The following is a 14,856-nucleotide window of genomic DNA, read 5'->3' as shown; positions in this document are numbered from 1 at the left end:
GTCCGCCCGTGACGACGCTCCCCCTGCCCCCGAGCCTCATCGCCACGCTCCCCGGCCACTACTACACCGACCCCGCGCTCTTCCGCACCGAACAGGAGCGGATCTTCGAGCGCACGTGGTTCTGCGCCGTCCGCTCCGCCGACCTCGACAAGCCCGGCGCCTTCCGCACCGTCCAGGTCGGCCGCGAGAACGTCCTGGTCACCCGCTCCCGCACCGGCGGGCTACGCGCCTTCCTCAACGTCTGCCGGCACCGCGGCGCCCGCCTCTGCACCGAAACCCAGGGCCAGGTCCGCCGCACCCTCCAATGCCCCTACCACGCCTGGACCTACGACCTCGACGGCAAACTGATCGCCGCCCCCAACCTCACCAAGATGCCCGACGTCGACCGCGCCACCTACGGCCTCGTCACCGTCGCGCTGCGCGAATGGCTCGGCTACGCCTGGGTGTGCCTGGCCGACGAACCCCCGTCCTTCGAGGACACCGTGATCGGCGCGGCCGTCGAACGGCTCGGCGAGGTGGCCGCCATCGACCACTACGGCACCGAACGGCTCGCCCTCGGCAAGCGCCTCACCTACGACGTACGCGCCAACTGGAAGCTCATCGTCGAGAACTTCATGGAGTGCTACCACTGCGCCACCATCCACCCCGAACTCACCGACGTCCTCCCGGAGTTCGCCGACGGCTACGCCGCCCAGTACTACGTCGGCCACGGCGCCGAGTTCGGCGACGGCGTGAAGGGCTTCACCGTCGACGGCAGCGAGGGATTCGGCAGACTCCCCGAGATCTCCGACGACCAGGACCGCCGCTACTACGCCCTCACCGTCAAGCCCACCGTCTTCGTGAACCTCGTGCCCGACCACGTCATCCTGCACCGCATGTTCCCGCTCGCCGAGGACCGCACCGTCGTCGAATGCGACTGGCTCTACGCACCCGACGTCATCGACTCCGGGGCCGACGTGTCCAAGTCCGTCGAACTGTTCCACCGCGTCAACGCCCAGGACTTCGCCGCGTGCGAACGCACCCAGCCCGCCATGTCCTCCCGCGCCTACCGCTCCGGCGGCGTCCTCGTCCCCACCGAACACCACATCGGGATCTTCCACAGCTGGCTCCTGCAGCAGTTGGGAGCCGACGGTGCCTGACCTGTTCATCGGCGGCAGCTGGACCACACCCCGCGACGAGCGGACCCGCGAGATCCGCTGCCCCGCCGACGGCAGCCTCGTCGCCGTCGTCGACGAGGGCGGCGGCAAGGACACCGCCGACGCGATCGCCGCCGCCCGCCACGCCTTCGACCACGGCCCCTGGCCCACCACCCCGGCCGCCACCCGCGGCGACCTGCTGCTCCGCGTCGCCGCCCTCCTCCTCCGCGACCGGGCGGCCCTCGCCCGCGCCGAATCCCTCGACACCGGCAAACGCCTGGCCGAGAGCGAAACCGACATCGACGACGTCGCCGCCTGCTTCCGCTACTTCGGGCGACTGGCCGGCACCGAGGACGGCCGGCTGCCCGACCCCGGCGTACCCCACGTCGACAGCCGCATCGTGCACGAACCGGTCGGCGTCTGCGCCCTGATCACCCCCTGGAACTACCCGCTGCTGCAGACGAGTTGGAAGGTCGCCCCGGCCCTGGCCGCGGGCAACACCTTCGTCCTGAAGCCCAGCGAACTCACCCCGCACACCGCCCTGCACCTGATGCGGCTCCTCCAGGAGGCCGGACTGCCGGACGGCGTCGCCAACCTCGTCCTGGGCACCGGACCGGAAACCGGCGCCCCGCTCACCGACCACCCCGACGTCGACATGGTCTCCTTCACCGGCGGGCTGCTCACCGGCCGGCGGATCATGGCCGCGGCGGCCGGCACCGTCAAACGCGTCGCCCTCGAACTCGGCGGCAAGAACCCCAACATCGTCTTCGCCGACGCCGACTTCGACACCGCCGTCGACCACGCCCTCACCGCCGTCTTCCTGCACTCCGGACAGGTCTGCTCGGCCGGCGCCCGGCTGCTCGTCGAGGACGCCCTGCACGACCGCTTCGTCGACGAGATCGTGCGCCGCGCCCGGCTGATCCGGCTCGGCGGCCCCTTCGACGCACACGCCCGCACCGGACCGCTGATCTCGGCCGCCCACCGCGCCAAGGTCGAGGCGTACGTCGCCACCGGCATCGCCGAGGGCGCGGTGCTCCGCTGCGGCGGCACCCGCCCCGACGACCCCCAACTCGCCGACGGCCACTACTACCTGCCCACGGTGCTGGACGAGTGCCGGGCCGGCATGACCGTGGTGCGCGAGGAGTCCTTCGGGCCCGTGCTGACCGTCGAGCGCTTCACCGCCGAGGACGAAGCGGTACGGCTCGCCAACGACACCGTCTACGGACTCGCCGGCGCCGTCTGGACCACCGACCAGGCCCGCGCCGACCGCGTCGCCGCCGCACTGCGCCTCGGCACCGTATGGATCAACGACTACCACCCCTACCTCCCGCAGGCGGAGTGGGGCGGCTTCAAACAGTCCGGCACCGGCCGGGAGCTCGGCCCCAGCGGCCTGGAGGAGTACCGGGAGATCAAACACATCTGGCGCAACACGGCACCCGCACCGGTGCACTGGTTCGACTGAGTCCGATCAAGTCCGACCGAGGCCGGTCGAGCCCCACCGGCTCGACCGGTTCGACCGAGGAGGAAGGCCCTTGAGCTCACCCGACGCACCATCGGCAAGAACCGCAGCACAGTCAGGAACGGCACAGACAGGAACGGCACAGACAGGAACGGCACCACCCGCCGCCGGCCCCGAACCGGACGACACCGGACTCACCGAATTCGGCTACCGCCCCGAACTCCAACGCACCCTCGGCAACTTCCACACCTTCGCCGCCGGCATCAGCTACATCTCCATCCTCACCGGCACCTTCCAGCTCTTCTACTTCGGCTACGGCATCGGCGGCCCCGCCTACTGGTGGTCCTGGCCCCTCGTCTTCGCCGGCCAGCTGATGATCGCCCTGTCCTTCGCCGAACTCGCCGCCCGCCACCCCGTCGCCGGCTCCGTCTACAACTGGGCGAAGAAACTCGGCAATCCGCACATCGGCTGGCTGGCCGGCTGGATGATGCTCGTCGCCTCCATCGTCTCGCTCGCCGCCGTCGCACTCGCCTACCAGCTCACCCTGCCGAAGATCTCCGCCGCCTTCCAATTCATCGGCGACGGCACCGGCACCTACGACACCGCCACCAACGGCGTCCTCCTCGCCGCCGTACTGATCCTCTTCACCACCCTCGTCAACGCCTTCGGCGTCAAACTGATGGCCCGCATCAACACCGCCGGCGTCTTCATCGAACTCATCGCCACCGTCGTACTGATCGTGCTCTTCGCCGTCCACGTCGTACGCGGCCCCGGCGTCGTCCTCCAGACCCACCACGCCGGCGACGGCCAGCACCTCGGCTACCTCGGCGCCTTCCTCACCGCCTCCCTGGCCTCCGCCTACGTCATGTACGGCTTCGACACCGCCGCCTCACTCGGCGAGGAATCACTCGACCCGTCCCGCAACGCACCCCGCGCCATCCTCCGCGCCCTGATCGCCTCGTTCGTCCTCGGCGGGCTCATCCTGCTGCTCGCCATGATGAGCGTCAGCAGCCTGAACGGTAAGGGACTGTCCACCGACGGCCTCCAGTACGTCGTCCTCGACGTCCTCGGCGACACCGGCGGCAAGGCCATGCTCTGGTGCGTCCTCATCGCGGTCACCGTCTGCGCCCTCGCCGTGCACACCGCCGCCATCCGGCTGGCGTTCGCCATGTCCCGCGACAACAACCTCCCCGCCGCCTCCCTCATGGCCAAGGTCAGCCCGCGCTTCCGGACACCGGTCCTGCCCGCGGTCATCGTCGGGGTGCTCTCCCTCGGCGTCCTGCTCCTCAACATCCGCCAGCCGCAGATCTTCTCCGTTGTCACCAGCATCGGCATCATCATGATCTACCTGGCCTATCTGCTGGTCACCGCCCCGATGCTGATCGCCAGGCTCCGCGGCCGCTGGACACCGGCCGGCGGCGGACGGTTCACCCTGGGCCGCTGGGGCCTGCCGGTCAACGTCATCGCCGTCCTGTGGGGCGCCGGCATGATCGTCAACCTCGCCTGGCCCCGCGACGCCGTCTACAACGCCACCCCGCCGCACCACTGGTACCTGCGCTACGGAGCCGTGCTCTTCGTCGGCGCCGTCGCCGTCGGCGGCTTCGCCTACTACTGGTGCGTCCAACGGCACCGCACCGGCGTCCTCGCCGAACACGCCGCCACCACCGAACCCACCACGACCGGCACCACCGACGCCCCCGTCACCCTCGCCGCCACCGACTGACCGACCTGCCCCCGGAGGACAACACCCCATGGAACACGCGGAGTTCGACTACGTCGTCGTCGGCGGCGGCACCGCGGGAAACGTCGTCGCCGCCCGCCTCAGCGAAGACCCCACCGTCACCGTCTGCGTCCTGGAAGCCGGCCCCAGCGACGTCGGCGACGACAACATCCTGCGCCTGGAACGCTGGATGGCACTGCTGGAATCCGGCTACGACTGGGACTACCCGGTCGAACCCCAGGAGAACGGCAACAGCCACCTGCGGCACGCCCGCGCCAAGGTCCTCGGCGGCTGCTCCTCACACAACTCCTGCATCGCCTTCTGGGCCCCCGCCGAAGACCTCGACGGCTGGGAGGCGAACGGCGCCACCGGCTGGGGCGCCCGCGACACCTTCCCGCTCTACCGGCGCCTGGAGAACAACGACGCGCCCGGCGACCACCACGGCCGCACCGGCCCCGTCACCCTGCGCACCATCAAACCCGCCGACCCCTGCGGCACCGCCCTCCTCGAAGCCTGCGCCCAGAGCGGCATCCCCACCACACCCTTCAACACCGGCCGCACCGTCATCCGCGGCGCCCACTGGTTCCAGATCAACTCCGACGAGCACAACATCCGCCAGTCCTCCTCGGTCGCCTACCTGCACCCCGTCATGGGCAACCGCCCCAACCTCACCGTACGCACCGGCATCCGCGCCAAACACCTGCTCATCGACGACGACCGGCGCTGCACCGGCGTCGCCTACCTCGACCCCGACCTGATCCACACCCGCACCGTCCGCGCCCGCCGCGAAACCATCGTCTCCTGCGGCTCCGTCGACACCCCCAAACTGCTGATGCTCTCCGGCATCGGCCCCGCCGACCACCTCCGCGACCTCGGCATCGACGTCCGCGTCCACTCACCCGGCGTCGGCGAGAACCTCCAGGACCACCCCGAGGGCGTCATCATGTGGCAGGCGAAGCAGCCCATGGTCACCACCTCCAACCAGTGGTGGGAGATCGGCATCTTCGCCGACACCGAACCCGGCCTGGACCGCCCGGATCTGATGTTCCACTACGGCTCGGTGCCCTTCGACCTGAACACCGCCCGGCACGGCTACCCCACCTCCGAGAACGCCTTCTGCCTCACCCCGAACGTCACCCGCGCCCGCTCCCGCGGCACCGTCCGGCTCCGCACCCGCGACTTCCGCGACAAGCCCAAGGTCGACCCGCGCTACTTCACCGACCCCCACGACATCCGCGTCATGACCCACGGCCTGCGCCTGGCCCGCGAGATCGCCGCCCGCCCCGCACTCGCCGGCTGGACCGGCGCCGAACTCGCCCCCGGCCCCGACGTCCACACCGACGACGAACTCCTCGACTACATCCGCACCACCCACAACACCGTCTACCACCCCTCCTGCACGGTGAAGATGGGCGCCGACGACGACGCCATGGCACCCCTCGACGCCCGGCTGCGGGTCAAGGGCATCACGGGCCTCCGCGTCGCGGACGGCTCGGTCATGCCGGAACTCGTCACCGTCAACCCGTGCATCACCACCATGATGATCGGGGAGAAGTGCGCGGACATGGTGCGGGAGGACGACTCCGCACGCCCCTGACGGCCCGTCAGGAGTCGGAGGAAAACGAGTGAAGAGGTCGCATGCCCCATCGCTAGGATGACCGCATGGGCCACGGAACGGACGACAAAAGCACCACGACCACCCGCGAACGACTCGACGCCGTCGGCGCCGCCGACGTCGCCGCCACCCTCCAGGCCCTCTCCACCCCCTCCCGGCTACGCATCCTCGCCCGCCTCCAGGAAGGCCCCTGCGCCGTCGGCGACCTCGCCACCGCCGTCGGCATGGAACAGTCCGCCTGCTCACACCAGCTCCGCCTGCTCCGCAACCTCGGCCTGGTCACCGGCGAACGCAACGGCCGCTCGATCGTCTACGCCCTCTACGACCACCACGTGGCCGAACTCCTCGACCAGGCCCTCTATCACGTCGAACACCTGCGACTGGGCCTGCGTGACGAGCCGACAGCCACGATCGGCTGAATACCTGGCGTGGCGGCCGTCCCCTGCCCCCGGCCGGGGCGGGAGGCGACCGCCACACCCGCACGTTCCCGCTACCGCCGGCAGTTGTTACAGCCGGCGGTTGTCCAGCACCGCGACCGCCCGCCGCACCCGCGCCGTCTCCTCCGCATCCACCTCGGCCACCAACACATCGGGCGCACCGCCCAGTTGGGCCCGCACCGTGCCGTCCGGGCCGACCAGCGCACTGCGCCCGACACCGGTCGGCGCCTTCGTCGGCGCCTCCGGGTCGGCCTGCGGGGCCGGCGCCGCCTGATCGACGGCCGCCAGCCACACCGTCGCATCCAGCGCGCGGGCCCGCACCAGCAGATCCCACTGCGCCGACTTGCCGGGGCCCGCGCCCCAGGAAGCGGGCAGCACCGACACCGTCGCCCCGGCATCCGCATGCGCCCGGAACAGCTCCGGGAACCGCAGGTCGTAGCAGGTCGCCAGGCCCACCCGGACACCCTCCACGTCGATGGTCACCACCCGGCTGCCCGCGGCCACCGTGTCGGACTCCCGGAACCCGAACGCGTCATACAGATGGATCTTGTCGTACGACTCCTCGACACCCGGCCCGGTCGCCAGCAGCGTATTGGCGACCCGCCCCTCAGGCGCCGGGGTGAACATGCCCACCACCACCGTCACCCCCGTCTCCCGGGCCACCGCACGCACCCCCTCGGCCCACGGCCCGTCCAGCGGCTCCGCCACCGGCCCCAGCGGCACCCCGAACCGCACCATGGACGCCTCGGGCAACACCGCCAGCCCGGCCCCCTCCCGCGCCGCCCGCCGCACGTGCTCCTGCACCGCCGCGAGATTCTCCTTCGGCTCGGTCGATGCCGTCATCTGGCACAGCGCGATACGCATGCGATCCCTCTCTCCGAAGCGTCTCGTGTCCGGGCCCCGCAAGACCCCTGTACACGATTCTGATCCACTCACCCGGGGAGCGCGGTTCCGGGACGGGGTTATTCCGCGTACCGGCCGGGGTTCCGGGCCCGGGGGCCGGTGTGCGGGCGGAGGGGAGGACCCGACGTCGCCGGCCGGCGGACGGCCGTACGGGCTCACCGCGGACGACAGTCGGGCCGGGTCGGGGCGGGTCGGGGCCCGGCCGGGGCCGGGCCGGGTCGGACGGGTCGCCGTCCACGGGGGCCTCGTGTCAGCGTCGTCGACTCGGCGTTGTCGAAACTCAGCGTCGTCGACTCGGCGACATCGTTCTCGGCGACATCGTTCTCGGTGTCGTCGTCTCGGATTCGTCGCCTCAGAGTCGCCCCGTGCCCGCCACTTCCTCCGGCCGCAGCAGGGCGGCAAGCCGTTCGGCGGGCAACAGCCCCTGCTCCAGGACGAGTTCGGCCACACCGCGCCCGGTGGCGAGGGCTTCCTGGGCGATCGCGGTCGCCGCCGTATAGCCGATGTGCGGGTTGAGCGCGGTGACCAGCCCGATCGAATTCTCCACGCTCGCCCGGAGCGTCTCGGTGTTCGCGGTGATCCCGTCCACGCAGCGCTCGGCGAGCGTCCGGCAGGCGGCCCCGAGGTGGGTGATGCTCTCGGAGAGCGAGTGCAGGATGATCGGCTCGAAGGCGTTGAGCTGGAGCTGCCCCGCCTCGGCGGCCATCGTGATGGTGACGTCGTTCCCGATCACCTCGAAGGCGACCTGGTTGACGACCTCCGGGATCACCGGGTTGACCTTGCCCGGCATGATGCTCGAACCGGCCTGTACCGGCGGCAGGTTGATCTCCGCCAGGCCCGCCCGCGGCCCGGACGACAGCAGCCGCAGGTCGTTGCAGCTCTTGGAGAGCTTGACGGCGATCCGCTTCAGCACACCGGAGAGATGGACGAACGCCCCGCAGTCCTGCGTCGCCTCGACAAGGTTGGCCGCGGTCACCAGCGGCAGCCCGGTGATGGCGGCCAGATGCCCGCGTGCCGCCTCCGCGTACCCCCGGGGGGCGTTGAGGCCGGTACCGATGGCCGTCGCACCGAGATTGATCTCGTGGATGAGCAGCACGCCCTCCGCCAGCCGGCTCTGGTCCTCCTCCAGCATCACCGCGTACGCGGAGAACTCCTGCCCCAGCGTCATCGGCACCGCGTCCTGAAGCTGCGTCCGCCCCATCTTCAGCACATCGCGGAACTCCTCCGCCTTGGCGGCAAAGCTCTCCCGCAACACACCCATCGCACCGACCAGTTCCCGCACCGCCATGATCGTGGCGACCTTGACCGCGGTCGGGTACACATCGTTCGTCGACTGCCCAAGATTGACGTGCTCGTTCGGGTGCAGCCGGTCGTAGTCGCCCTTCGCATGCCCGAGGATCTCCAACGCCCGATTGGCGATCACCTCATTGGCGTTCATGTTCGTCGAGGTCCCGGCACCCCCCTGAATCACATCAACCACGAACTGCTCGTGCAGCCGCCCCTGCACCCGAATCTCCCGGCAGGCACCGACAATCGCCTCCGCCCGTTCCCGATCGAGCAGCCCCAGATCCTGGTTGGCCCGCGCCGCCGCCTCCTTGACGGCAGCCAGCGCGTTGATCAAATGCGGATACGCAGAGATCGCCGCCCCACTGATCGGGAAGTTCTCCACCGCCCGCAACGTATGCACGCCCCAGTAGGCCTCAACGGGTATCTCCCGATCCCCCAACAGATCGTGTTCCCAACGGTGATCAGTAACAGCAGTCACGAAAAATCTTCCTTCGGAGGAGCGGAGTGGAGGAGTGGAGCGGAGGGGAGGAGAGGGGCGGAGCGGAGGGGACCCTCGACATATTCATCACAGAGAGTGACAATATCGGGAACGAATCACGCTCCGTAATCGTTGCCGGGGTATGAGGAGGCGTCAGGAGGCGTCGGGGGGCGTCGGGACGGGAGGCGTCGGGGGAGGCGTCAGAAGGTGTTCAGGAGGAAAGCTCTCGTAGGAGACCCGCCCGGAGATCCGCAGCGAGCCCCTGTGCGAGTGCCCCCGCCGCCCGCAACGCCCCCACCGGTGCGCCGCCCCCGATGACCGGTGTGGTGGCGAAGTCGGCGAGGACGTCCGGGTCAACACCGCAGTGCGCCAGGGCCGCCGCCGTGACGGGCATACGGGCCCGGTCGGCGCCGTCGGCGATCTTCACGCCGACCGCCCGCCCGTCCGGCAGTGCCGCGATCTGAACGCCCTCGAAGCCGTCCTTGGCGAGCAGCCCGGGGACCGCGCCCACCAGCCGGGCGGTGTCCCGGTCGGCGCCGGAGACCATCTCGGGGTGGGTACGCATGGCCTGCGCGACCCGGCCCTCGTCGGTGTCGGGGGCTGCCGTCGCGAGCCGGGCGGCGGCTCGGGTCAGGCCGTGCAGGGAGACGGCGAAGAGCGGGGCGCCGCAGCCGTCGACGGTGACGCGGGCGATGCGCTGGCCGGTGAGGTCCTCGACCGTCGCGGCGATCTCGCGCTGCAGCGGGTGGCCCGGGTCGAGGTAGGCGTCCGGCTGCCAGCCGCGGGCCAGGGTCGTCAGCAGCATCGCGGAGTGCTTGCCGGAGCAGTTCTGGGTGAGGCGGGTGGGGGCCAGGCCGCGGCGGATCCACTCGTCGCGTTCGGCGGGGCCGTAGGGCAGGTCGGGGACGTTGCGCAGGGCGTCCTCGGTCAGGCCGGCGGTGGCGAGCATGCGGCGGGCGGTGGCCAGGTGGCGTTCGTCGCCGGAGTGGCTGGCGGCGGCGAGGGCCAGCGCCTCGTCGTCCAGCGGCGGCAGGCCCGCGCGGAGCAGGCCGACGGCCTGGAGCGGCTTGAGGGCCGAGCGCGGGTAGAAGGCGGCCTCGATGTCGCCGGCCTGGAACTGCACGCTTCCGTCGGCCGCCAGCACCACGACCGAGCCGTGGTGGACGCCCTCGATGATGCCTCCGCGCACCACGTGGGCGATCGGGGCGTGGGCGGGCTCGCGGATCTCGGGCGGGTTCGACACCACGTCGGCCCGTCCCGTCGGCACGCCGGCCCGTCCCGTCGGCGCCATCTCACCGAAGGGTGACCGTTCGCCGGAGGGGGACCGTTCCCCGGAGGGCGACGGGGCGCGGGACGGCGACGGGGCGCGGGACGGCGACGGGGCGTGGGAGGGCGACGGTTCGGCGGAGGGTGAGGGTCCGCCGGTGGGTGTCGGGTCGGGGAGGGGGCGGTTGGTCATGGCTGGGGCTCGGGTTTCGGGGTGGGGGCCGCGTCGGGGGTGGGGGAGGGGCCGGGGGTGGCGGTGACGATTTGGGTGAGGGTGGTTTCCACGCGGGTGAGGTGGTGGGCCATGGCTTGTTCGGCGTCGGGGGCGGAGTTGTCGATGAGGGCCTCGACGATGGCGCGGTGTTCGCGGTTGGACTGCTCGCGGCGGCCGCCGAGCTCGTTGAGGAACGCCGACTGGCGGGCCAGTGCGTCGCGGATCTCCTCGATGACGCGGCGGAAGACCGGGTTGCGGGCGGCCTGGGCGACCGCCAGGTGGAAGAGGGTGTCCATGGCCACCCAGGCGGTGGTGTCGGTCTCCCGCTCCATCCGGTCCAGCAGGTGGGTGAGGTGGTCGAGGTCCTCCGGGGTACGGCGCTGCGCCGCGTACCCGGCGACCGGGATCTCCACATGGCGGCGGACCTCCAGCAGGTCGCTCGCCGCGTAGTCGCCGAACGTGGGGTCGGCCACCGCGCCGTCGGAGACGACGAAGGTGCCCTTGCCGGTGCGCGAGACGGTGAGCCCCATGGTCTGCAGGGCGCGCAGGGCCTCGCGGAGTACGGGTCTGCTCACCTCCAGGCGGCGGCAGAGCTCCGCCTCCGAGGGGAGCTTGTCGCCGACCGCGTATTCGCCCCGTTCGATGGCACCGCGCAAGTGGTGCAGGACCGCTTCCATCGCGCTCACGCGGCGGGGCATGTCGCCGGGCACGCCGCCGGGACCGCCGCTGGGCATGCCGCTGGGCATGCCGCCGGGACCGCCGCCGGGACCGCCGCCGGGACCGGAGGCTGTCTGGCTGTCTGACAGGTTTGGGGTCACGGATGGATCCTGAGACCTGGGGGAGGGGGATGTCAAGGCGCGGGGGGATGCGGAGGGTGGGTGGTGGGGTGGTCCGTGCGGAGGTCCAGCATGTAGAAGACCTTGTCGTAGCGGCGGCCGCCCATGGCGATGAAGGCGGGCAGGCGGCCGTATTCGCGAAAGCCGAGGGAGCGGTAGAGGCGGAGTGCGCGGGTGTTGTCGGCGCGGGCATCGAGGGTGAGGACCTCGATCTTCGCGTCACGGGCGTCGGCGACCAATGTGCTGGTCAGCGACCTGCCGATGCCGCGGCCGTGCGCCTCGGCGGCCACCGCGATCTTCACCAGGTCCGCGTGCTGGCGGTTGGTCGCCTGGGCGTAGCGCAGCCAGTACCCCAGCCCGATCAGGCGGCGGTCGAGGTAGGCGGCGCGCAGTGCCCCGTCGCCGCGCCGTGCGGCTCGCAGGACCCGACCGATGAGGTCGGCCACCTCGTCCGGCGCCGGCGGCTCGTCCCAGCCGAGCGGAGCGCCGGCGCGTACCAGGTCGGCCAGTACTCGGTGGGCCTCGGCGGGGAAGCGGGCCGCAAGCTCCTGGTCGGCGGTCAGGGCCGCGGCGTCGAGCAGGGCCGGGGTCGTGTCCTCCCTGCTGGTTGTGTCCTCCCTGCCGGTCGTGTCCTTCCCGCCGGTCGTCGAGATACCGGTCGTCGAAATGCCGGTCGTCGAGATCTCCATGATCAGGAGGCTAGGGGGCGCGCCCCACCCCCTGGGCCCGGACGGAAGAAATGCCCAAGCCCACTGAAGAGACCCCCGAGGAAGAAACACCGGGGAGGAGTGCCCGAGGGAGAAGTGCCCCGAGGCCGGAAGTGCCCCGAGGGGAACTGCCCGAATGAGGCATACCTCAAGGAGGCATACCCAAGGCGCGCGCCACCGGGTCAGCCCGCCGCCGCCCAGCGGTAGCGGTGTTCCGGGCGGCCGGTGTCGCCGTATTTGAGGGTCAGGATGATGTGGCCGCTGCGTTCCAGGTGTTTGAGGTAGCGCTGGGCGGTGGAGCGGCTGACGCCGGCGCGGGTGGCGACCTCGTGGGCGGACAGGGGTACCCGGGCCGCGTCCAGGACCCGGCGGATCAGCCCGACGGTGGCCGCGGAGTGGCCCTTGGGGAGTTCGGTGTGCGGCGATTCGGCGGTGCGGAAGGCACCGAATATCCGGTCGACCTGTTCCTGGCCGGCCTCGCCGCGCCCGCTCACCCCCTCGACGGTGCGGCGCAGCGCGACGTAGCCGTCGAGCTTGGCACGCAGTCCGGAGAAGCCGAACGGTTTGACGAGGTACTGCAGCGCCCCGGAGCGCATGGCGTCCTGGATGGTCGTCACGTCGCGGGCCGCGGTCACCATGATCACGTCGGTGCGGTGGCCGAGTTGCCGCAGCCTTCGGAGCAGCGACAGTCCGTTCTCGTCCGGCAGGTAGTGGTCGAGCAGCACCAGGTCGGCGGGGGTGCGTTCCAGGGCGGCGAGTGTCTGGGCGGCGGTGTGGGCGCAGCCGGTGACGCGGAAGCCGGGCACCTGGGAGACGTAGGCGGCGTTGATCTCGGCGACGTGGAAGTCGTCGTCCACGACGAGGACGTCGATCATCGGGGTCCTCCGGTCATCGTGACGCTCCGAGGGTCATCGTGACGCTCCTTGGATCATCGTGACGCTCCCTGGGTCATCGTGATGCTCCGACGGTCATCGTGATTCTCCGATCGACGTGGTGGTGCGTTCTTCCTGGAGGGCTTCGGGCAGGACGACGGTGAAGACCGCGCCGCCGCCGGCGCGGGCGGTGACCCGGGCCATTCCGCCGTAGCGCTCGGCGAGCCGGCGCACCAGTGCCAGGCCGATGCCGCGGCCGCGGTGGAAGGCCACCGGGGCCGTGGACTGCCGTCCGGTGGCCGGCGGGCGGGGTGTCTTGGTGGACCAGCCCTCGGCGAAGATCTGCTCGCGCAGGGCGGGCGGGACTCCGGGTCCGGTGTCGGAGACCCGCAGGACGACGGTGCGGTGTTCGGCCCGCAACTCGACCTCGACGAAGGGTTCTTGGCGGTGGCGTTCGGCGGTGGCGTCGAGCGCGTTGTCGATCAGGTTGCCGAGGACGGTCACCAGGTCGCGCGGGTCGACCACGGCGTCCGGCAGCAGTGTGGCGTCGGAGATCCGCAGTGACACCCCGCGTTCGGCGGCGATGGCGGCCTTGCCGACGAGCAGTGCGGACAGCAGCGGGTCGTGCACCCGCTCGGCGATCTGTTCCGCGGAGGCGCGGTGGGCGCTGGCCACTTCGGTGACGAATTCGACGGCCTTGTCGTACCGGCCGAGTTCGAGCAGTCCGCGTACCGTGTGCAGCTGGTTGGCGTGTTCGTGGTCCTGGGCGCGGAGGGCGTCCAACAGGCCCTGGGTGCCGTCGAGTTCGCGGCCGAGCAGTTCGAGTTCGGTGCGGTCGCGGAGGGTGACCACGGCTCCGCCGTCCCGGGTGGGTACGCGGTTGGCGAGCAGGACCCGGCCGCCGCAGACGGCCAGCAGGTCCGTGCCCGCCACCCGTCCGGCCAGCACTTCCGTGGTCCGGCCCGGCGGCAGCACCTCTTCCAGGGCCCGTCCGGCGGCCCCGGCGTCGAGTCCGAGGAGCCGTCCGGCCTCGTCGTTGACCAGCCGGATCCGGCCGCGCCGGTCGAAGGCGACCACGCCCTCGCGGATGCCGTGCAGCATCGCCTCGCGTTCGGCGAGCAGTGCGGAGATGTCGGTGAACGCGACCCCGTGGGTGCGGCGGCGGAGCCCGTGGGCGAGGGCGACCGTGGCCAGGACGCCGACGGCGAGCGCGGCGGCCGCGTAGCGCAGTACGTCGGGGAGGGTGTCGATCAGGCGGCTGTGGACGCTGTCGTAGGCGATGCCGACGGAGACGGCGCCGACGATGCGGCCGTGGCGGTCGCGCAGCGGGACCTTGGCGCGGGCCGACCGTCCGAGGGTGCCGGTGTCGATCTGGCGGACCTCGCGTCCGGCGAGGGTGCGGCTGGGGTCGGTGGAGACGTGCCGGCCTATTTCGGCGGGGTTGGTGTGCGACCAGCGCACTCCGTGGGTGTCCATGACGACGACGTACAGGGCGCCGGTCGCCCGGCGGATCCGTTCCGCGGCGGTCTGCACCGGACCGTGTCGGTCGGGCGGGGTGGTGGTCAGTTCGCGGGGGAGGGCGGGGTCGGTGGCGGTGGTCTGGGCGATGGACTGTGCCCGGCGCATCGCCTGGTCGTCGAGTTCGGAGCTGAGCGGGGCGAGGAACAGGCTGGTGGCGAGCACCATCACGCCGGTGGTGAGGGTGAGTTGGGCGGTCAGCACCTGGGCGAAGACGCGCCGGGGCCAGTGGATCCGCATGCTCTCCTCGTCCTGGGCCCCTTCCGCGTCCGCGCGGAACCGACACATTCTCTTTACGGCGTGATGCTCGCACGGTATGCCGTGCGTGAGCATCCGCGCACCCCCTGGTGATGTTGTAGTTGTTCTAGCGTGAGCAAAACGAGCACAACAGGGTTTGCGCGCAGAAAG

At 71.2% G+C, this 14,856-nt stretch carries 12 protein-coding genes; 5 read left to right on the top strand and 7 right to left on the bottom strand.

From position 1 onward, the window contains the following. The first annotated feature begins 8 nt into the window (after positions 1-8). The 5 genes from V2J85_RS04315 (at position 9) to V2J85_RS04295 (ending at position 6,349) form a co-directional block, all read left to right on the top strand. Positions 9-1,139: an aromatic ring-hydroxylating oxygenase subunit alpha gene (locus tag V2J85_RS04315; RefSeq protein WP_330820665.1), complete on the top strand. Its 1,131-nt coding sequence runs from the start codon at positions 9-11 to the stop codon at positions 1,137-1,139. Further along, the gene (locus V2J85_RS04310) at positions 1,132-2,598 is read left to right on the top strand and encodes an aldehyde dehydrogenase family protein (RefSeq protein ID WP_261952999.1); all 1,467 of its coding nucleotides are present in this window, start codon (positions 1,132-1,134) and stop codon (positions 2,596-2,598) included. Before V2J85_RS04315 ends, V2J85_RS04310 begins: the two co-directional genes overlap by 8 nt. A 70-nt stretch (positions 2,599-2,668) precedes the next feature. Continuing rightward, entirely contained in the window at positions 2,669-4,318 is a 1,650-nt protein-coding gene (locus tag V2J85_RS04305; RefSeq protein WP_330820664.1) for an APC family permease, read from the top strand. A gap of 28 nt (positions 4,319-4,346) precedes the next feature. After that, positions 4,347-5,912: a GMC family oxidoreductase gene (locus tag V2J85_RS04300; RefSeq protein ID WP_330820663.1), complete on the top strand. Its 1,566-nt coding sequence runs from the start codon at positions 4,347-4,349 to the stop codon at positions 5,910-5,912. Between the two features lie 65 nt (positions 5,913-5,977). After that, positions 5,978-6,349 carry an ArsR/SmtB family transcription factor gene (locus V2J85_RS04295; protein ID WP_261953002.1) on the top strand — a complete coding sequence of 124 codons (372 nt, stop codon included), beginning with the start codon at positions 5,978-5,980 and terminating at the stop codon, positions 6,347-6,349. An 87-nt stretch (positions 6,350-6,436) separates the two neighbouring features. Here V2J85_RS04295 and V2J85_RS04290 read toward each other — a convergent pair whose 3' ends face one another. The 7 genes from V2J85_RS04290 to V2J85_RS04260 form a co-directional block, all read right to left on the bottom strand. Next, positions 6,437-7,231 carry a carbon-nitrogen hydrolase family protein gene (locus V2J85_RS04290; protein WP_261953003.1) on the bottom strand — a complete coding sequence of 265 codons (795 nt, stop codon included), beginning with the start codon at positions 7,229-7,231 and terminating at the stop codon, positions 6,437-6,439. Positions 7,232-7,622: 391 nt separating this feature from the next. Then, positions 7,623-9,035 (bottom strand): aspartate ammonia-lyase, encoded by a 1,413-nt coding sequence (aspA, locus tag V2J85_RS04285; protein ID WP_330820662.1) that lies wholly within the window; start codon positions 9,033-9,035, stop codon positions 7,623-7,625. A gap of 211 nt (positions 9,036-9,246) precedes the next feature. Continuing rightward, positions 9,247-10,326, bottom strand: coding sequence for an asparaginase (locus tag V2J85_RS04280; RefSeq protein WP_330820661.1), 1,080 nt, complete (start codon positions 10,324-10,326; stop codon positions 9,247-9,249). 164 nt (positions 10,327-10,490) lie between these two features. Beyond that, entirely contained in the window at positions 10,491-11,192 is a 702-nt protein-coding gene (locus V2J85_RS04275) for a FadR/GntR family transcriptional regulator (RefSeq protein ID WP_261957239.1), read from the bottom strand. A 173-nt stretch (positions 11,193-11,365) separates the two neighbouring features. Further along, the gene (locus V2J85_RS04270; RefSeq protein WP_330820660.1) at positions 11,366-12,040 is read right to left on the bottom strand and encodes a GNAT family N-acetyltransferase; all 675 of its coding nucleotides are present in this window, start codon (positions 12,038-12,040) and stop codon (positions 11,366-11,368) included. A gap of 200 nt (positions 12,041-12,240) precedes the next feature. Then, positions 12,241-12,933 (bottom strand): response regulator, encoded by a 693-nt coding sequence (locus V2J85_RS04265; protein WP_261953007.1) that lies wholly within the window; start codon positions 12,931-12,933, stop codon positions 12,241-12,243. A 93-nt stretch (positions 12,934-13,026) separates the two neighbouring features. Beyond that, positions 13,027-14,688, bottom strand: a complete 1,662-nt coding sequence (locus V2J85_RS04260) for a sensor histidine kinase (protein ID WP_330820659.1) — start codon at positions 14,686-14,688, stop codon at positions 13,027-13,029. Positions 14,689-14,856 lie beyond the last annotated feature (168 nt).

This window comes from Streptomyces bugieae (assembly GCF_036352915.1).
Lineage (GTDB): Bacteria > Actinomycetota > Actinomycetes > Streptomycetales > Streptomycetaceae > Streptomyces > Streptomyces endophytica.
The sequence above is the reverse complement of the archived record's forward strand: the minus strand, read 5'-3'. Positions and strand labels throughout refer to the sequence as shown.

What these genes read in the sequence shown, in the direction of transcription:
- V2J85_RS04290 (WP_261953003.1), bottom strand. Translation starts at nt 7,231, where the DNA reads ATGCGTATCGCGCTGTGCCAGATGACGGCATCGACCGAGCCGAAGGAG.
- V2J85_RS04275 (WP_261957239.1), bottom strand. Translation starts at nt 11,192, where the DNA reads ATGGAAGCGGTCCTGCACCACTTGCGCGGTGCCATCGAACGGGGCGAA.
- V2J85_RS04295 (WP_261953002.1), top strand. Translation starts at nt 5,978, where the DNA reads ATGGGCCACGGAACGGACGACAAAAGCACCACGACCACCCGCGAACGA.
- V2J85_RS04280 (WP_330820661.1), bottom strand. Translation starts at nt 10,326, where the DNA reads ATGGCGCCGACGGGACGGGCCGGCGTGCCGACGGGACGGGCCGACGTG.
- V2J85_RS04270 (WP_330820660.1), bottom strand. Translation starts at nt 12,040, where the DNA reads ATGGAGATCTCGACGACCGGCATTTCGACGACCGGTATCTCGACGACC.
- V2J85_RS04265 (WP_261953007.1), bottom strand. Translation starts at nt 12,933, where the DNA reads ATGATCGACGTCCTCGTCGTGGACGACGACTTCCACGTCGCCGAGATC.
- V2J85_RS04260 (WP_330820659.1), bottom strand. Translation starts at nt 14,688, where the DNA reads ATGCGGATCCACTGGCCCCGGCGCGTCTTCGCCCAGGTGCTGACCGCC.
- V2J85_RS04300 (WP_330820663.1), top strand. Translation starts at nt 4,347, where the DNA reads ATGGAACACGCGGAGTTCGACTACGTCGTCGTCGGCGGCGGCACCGCG.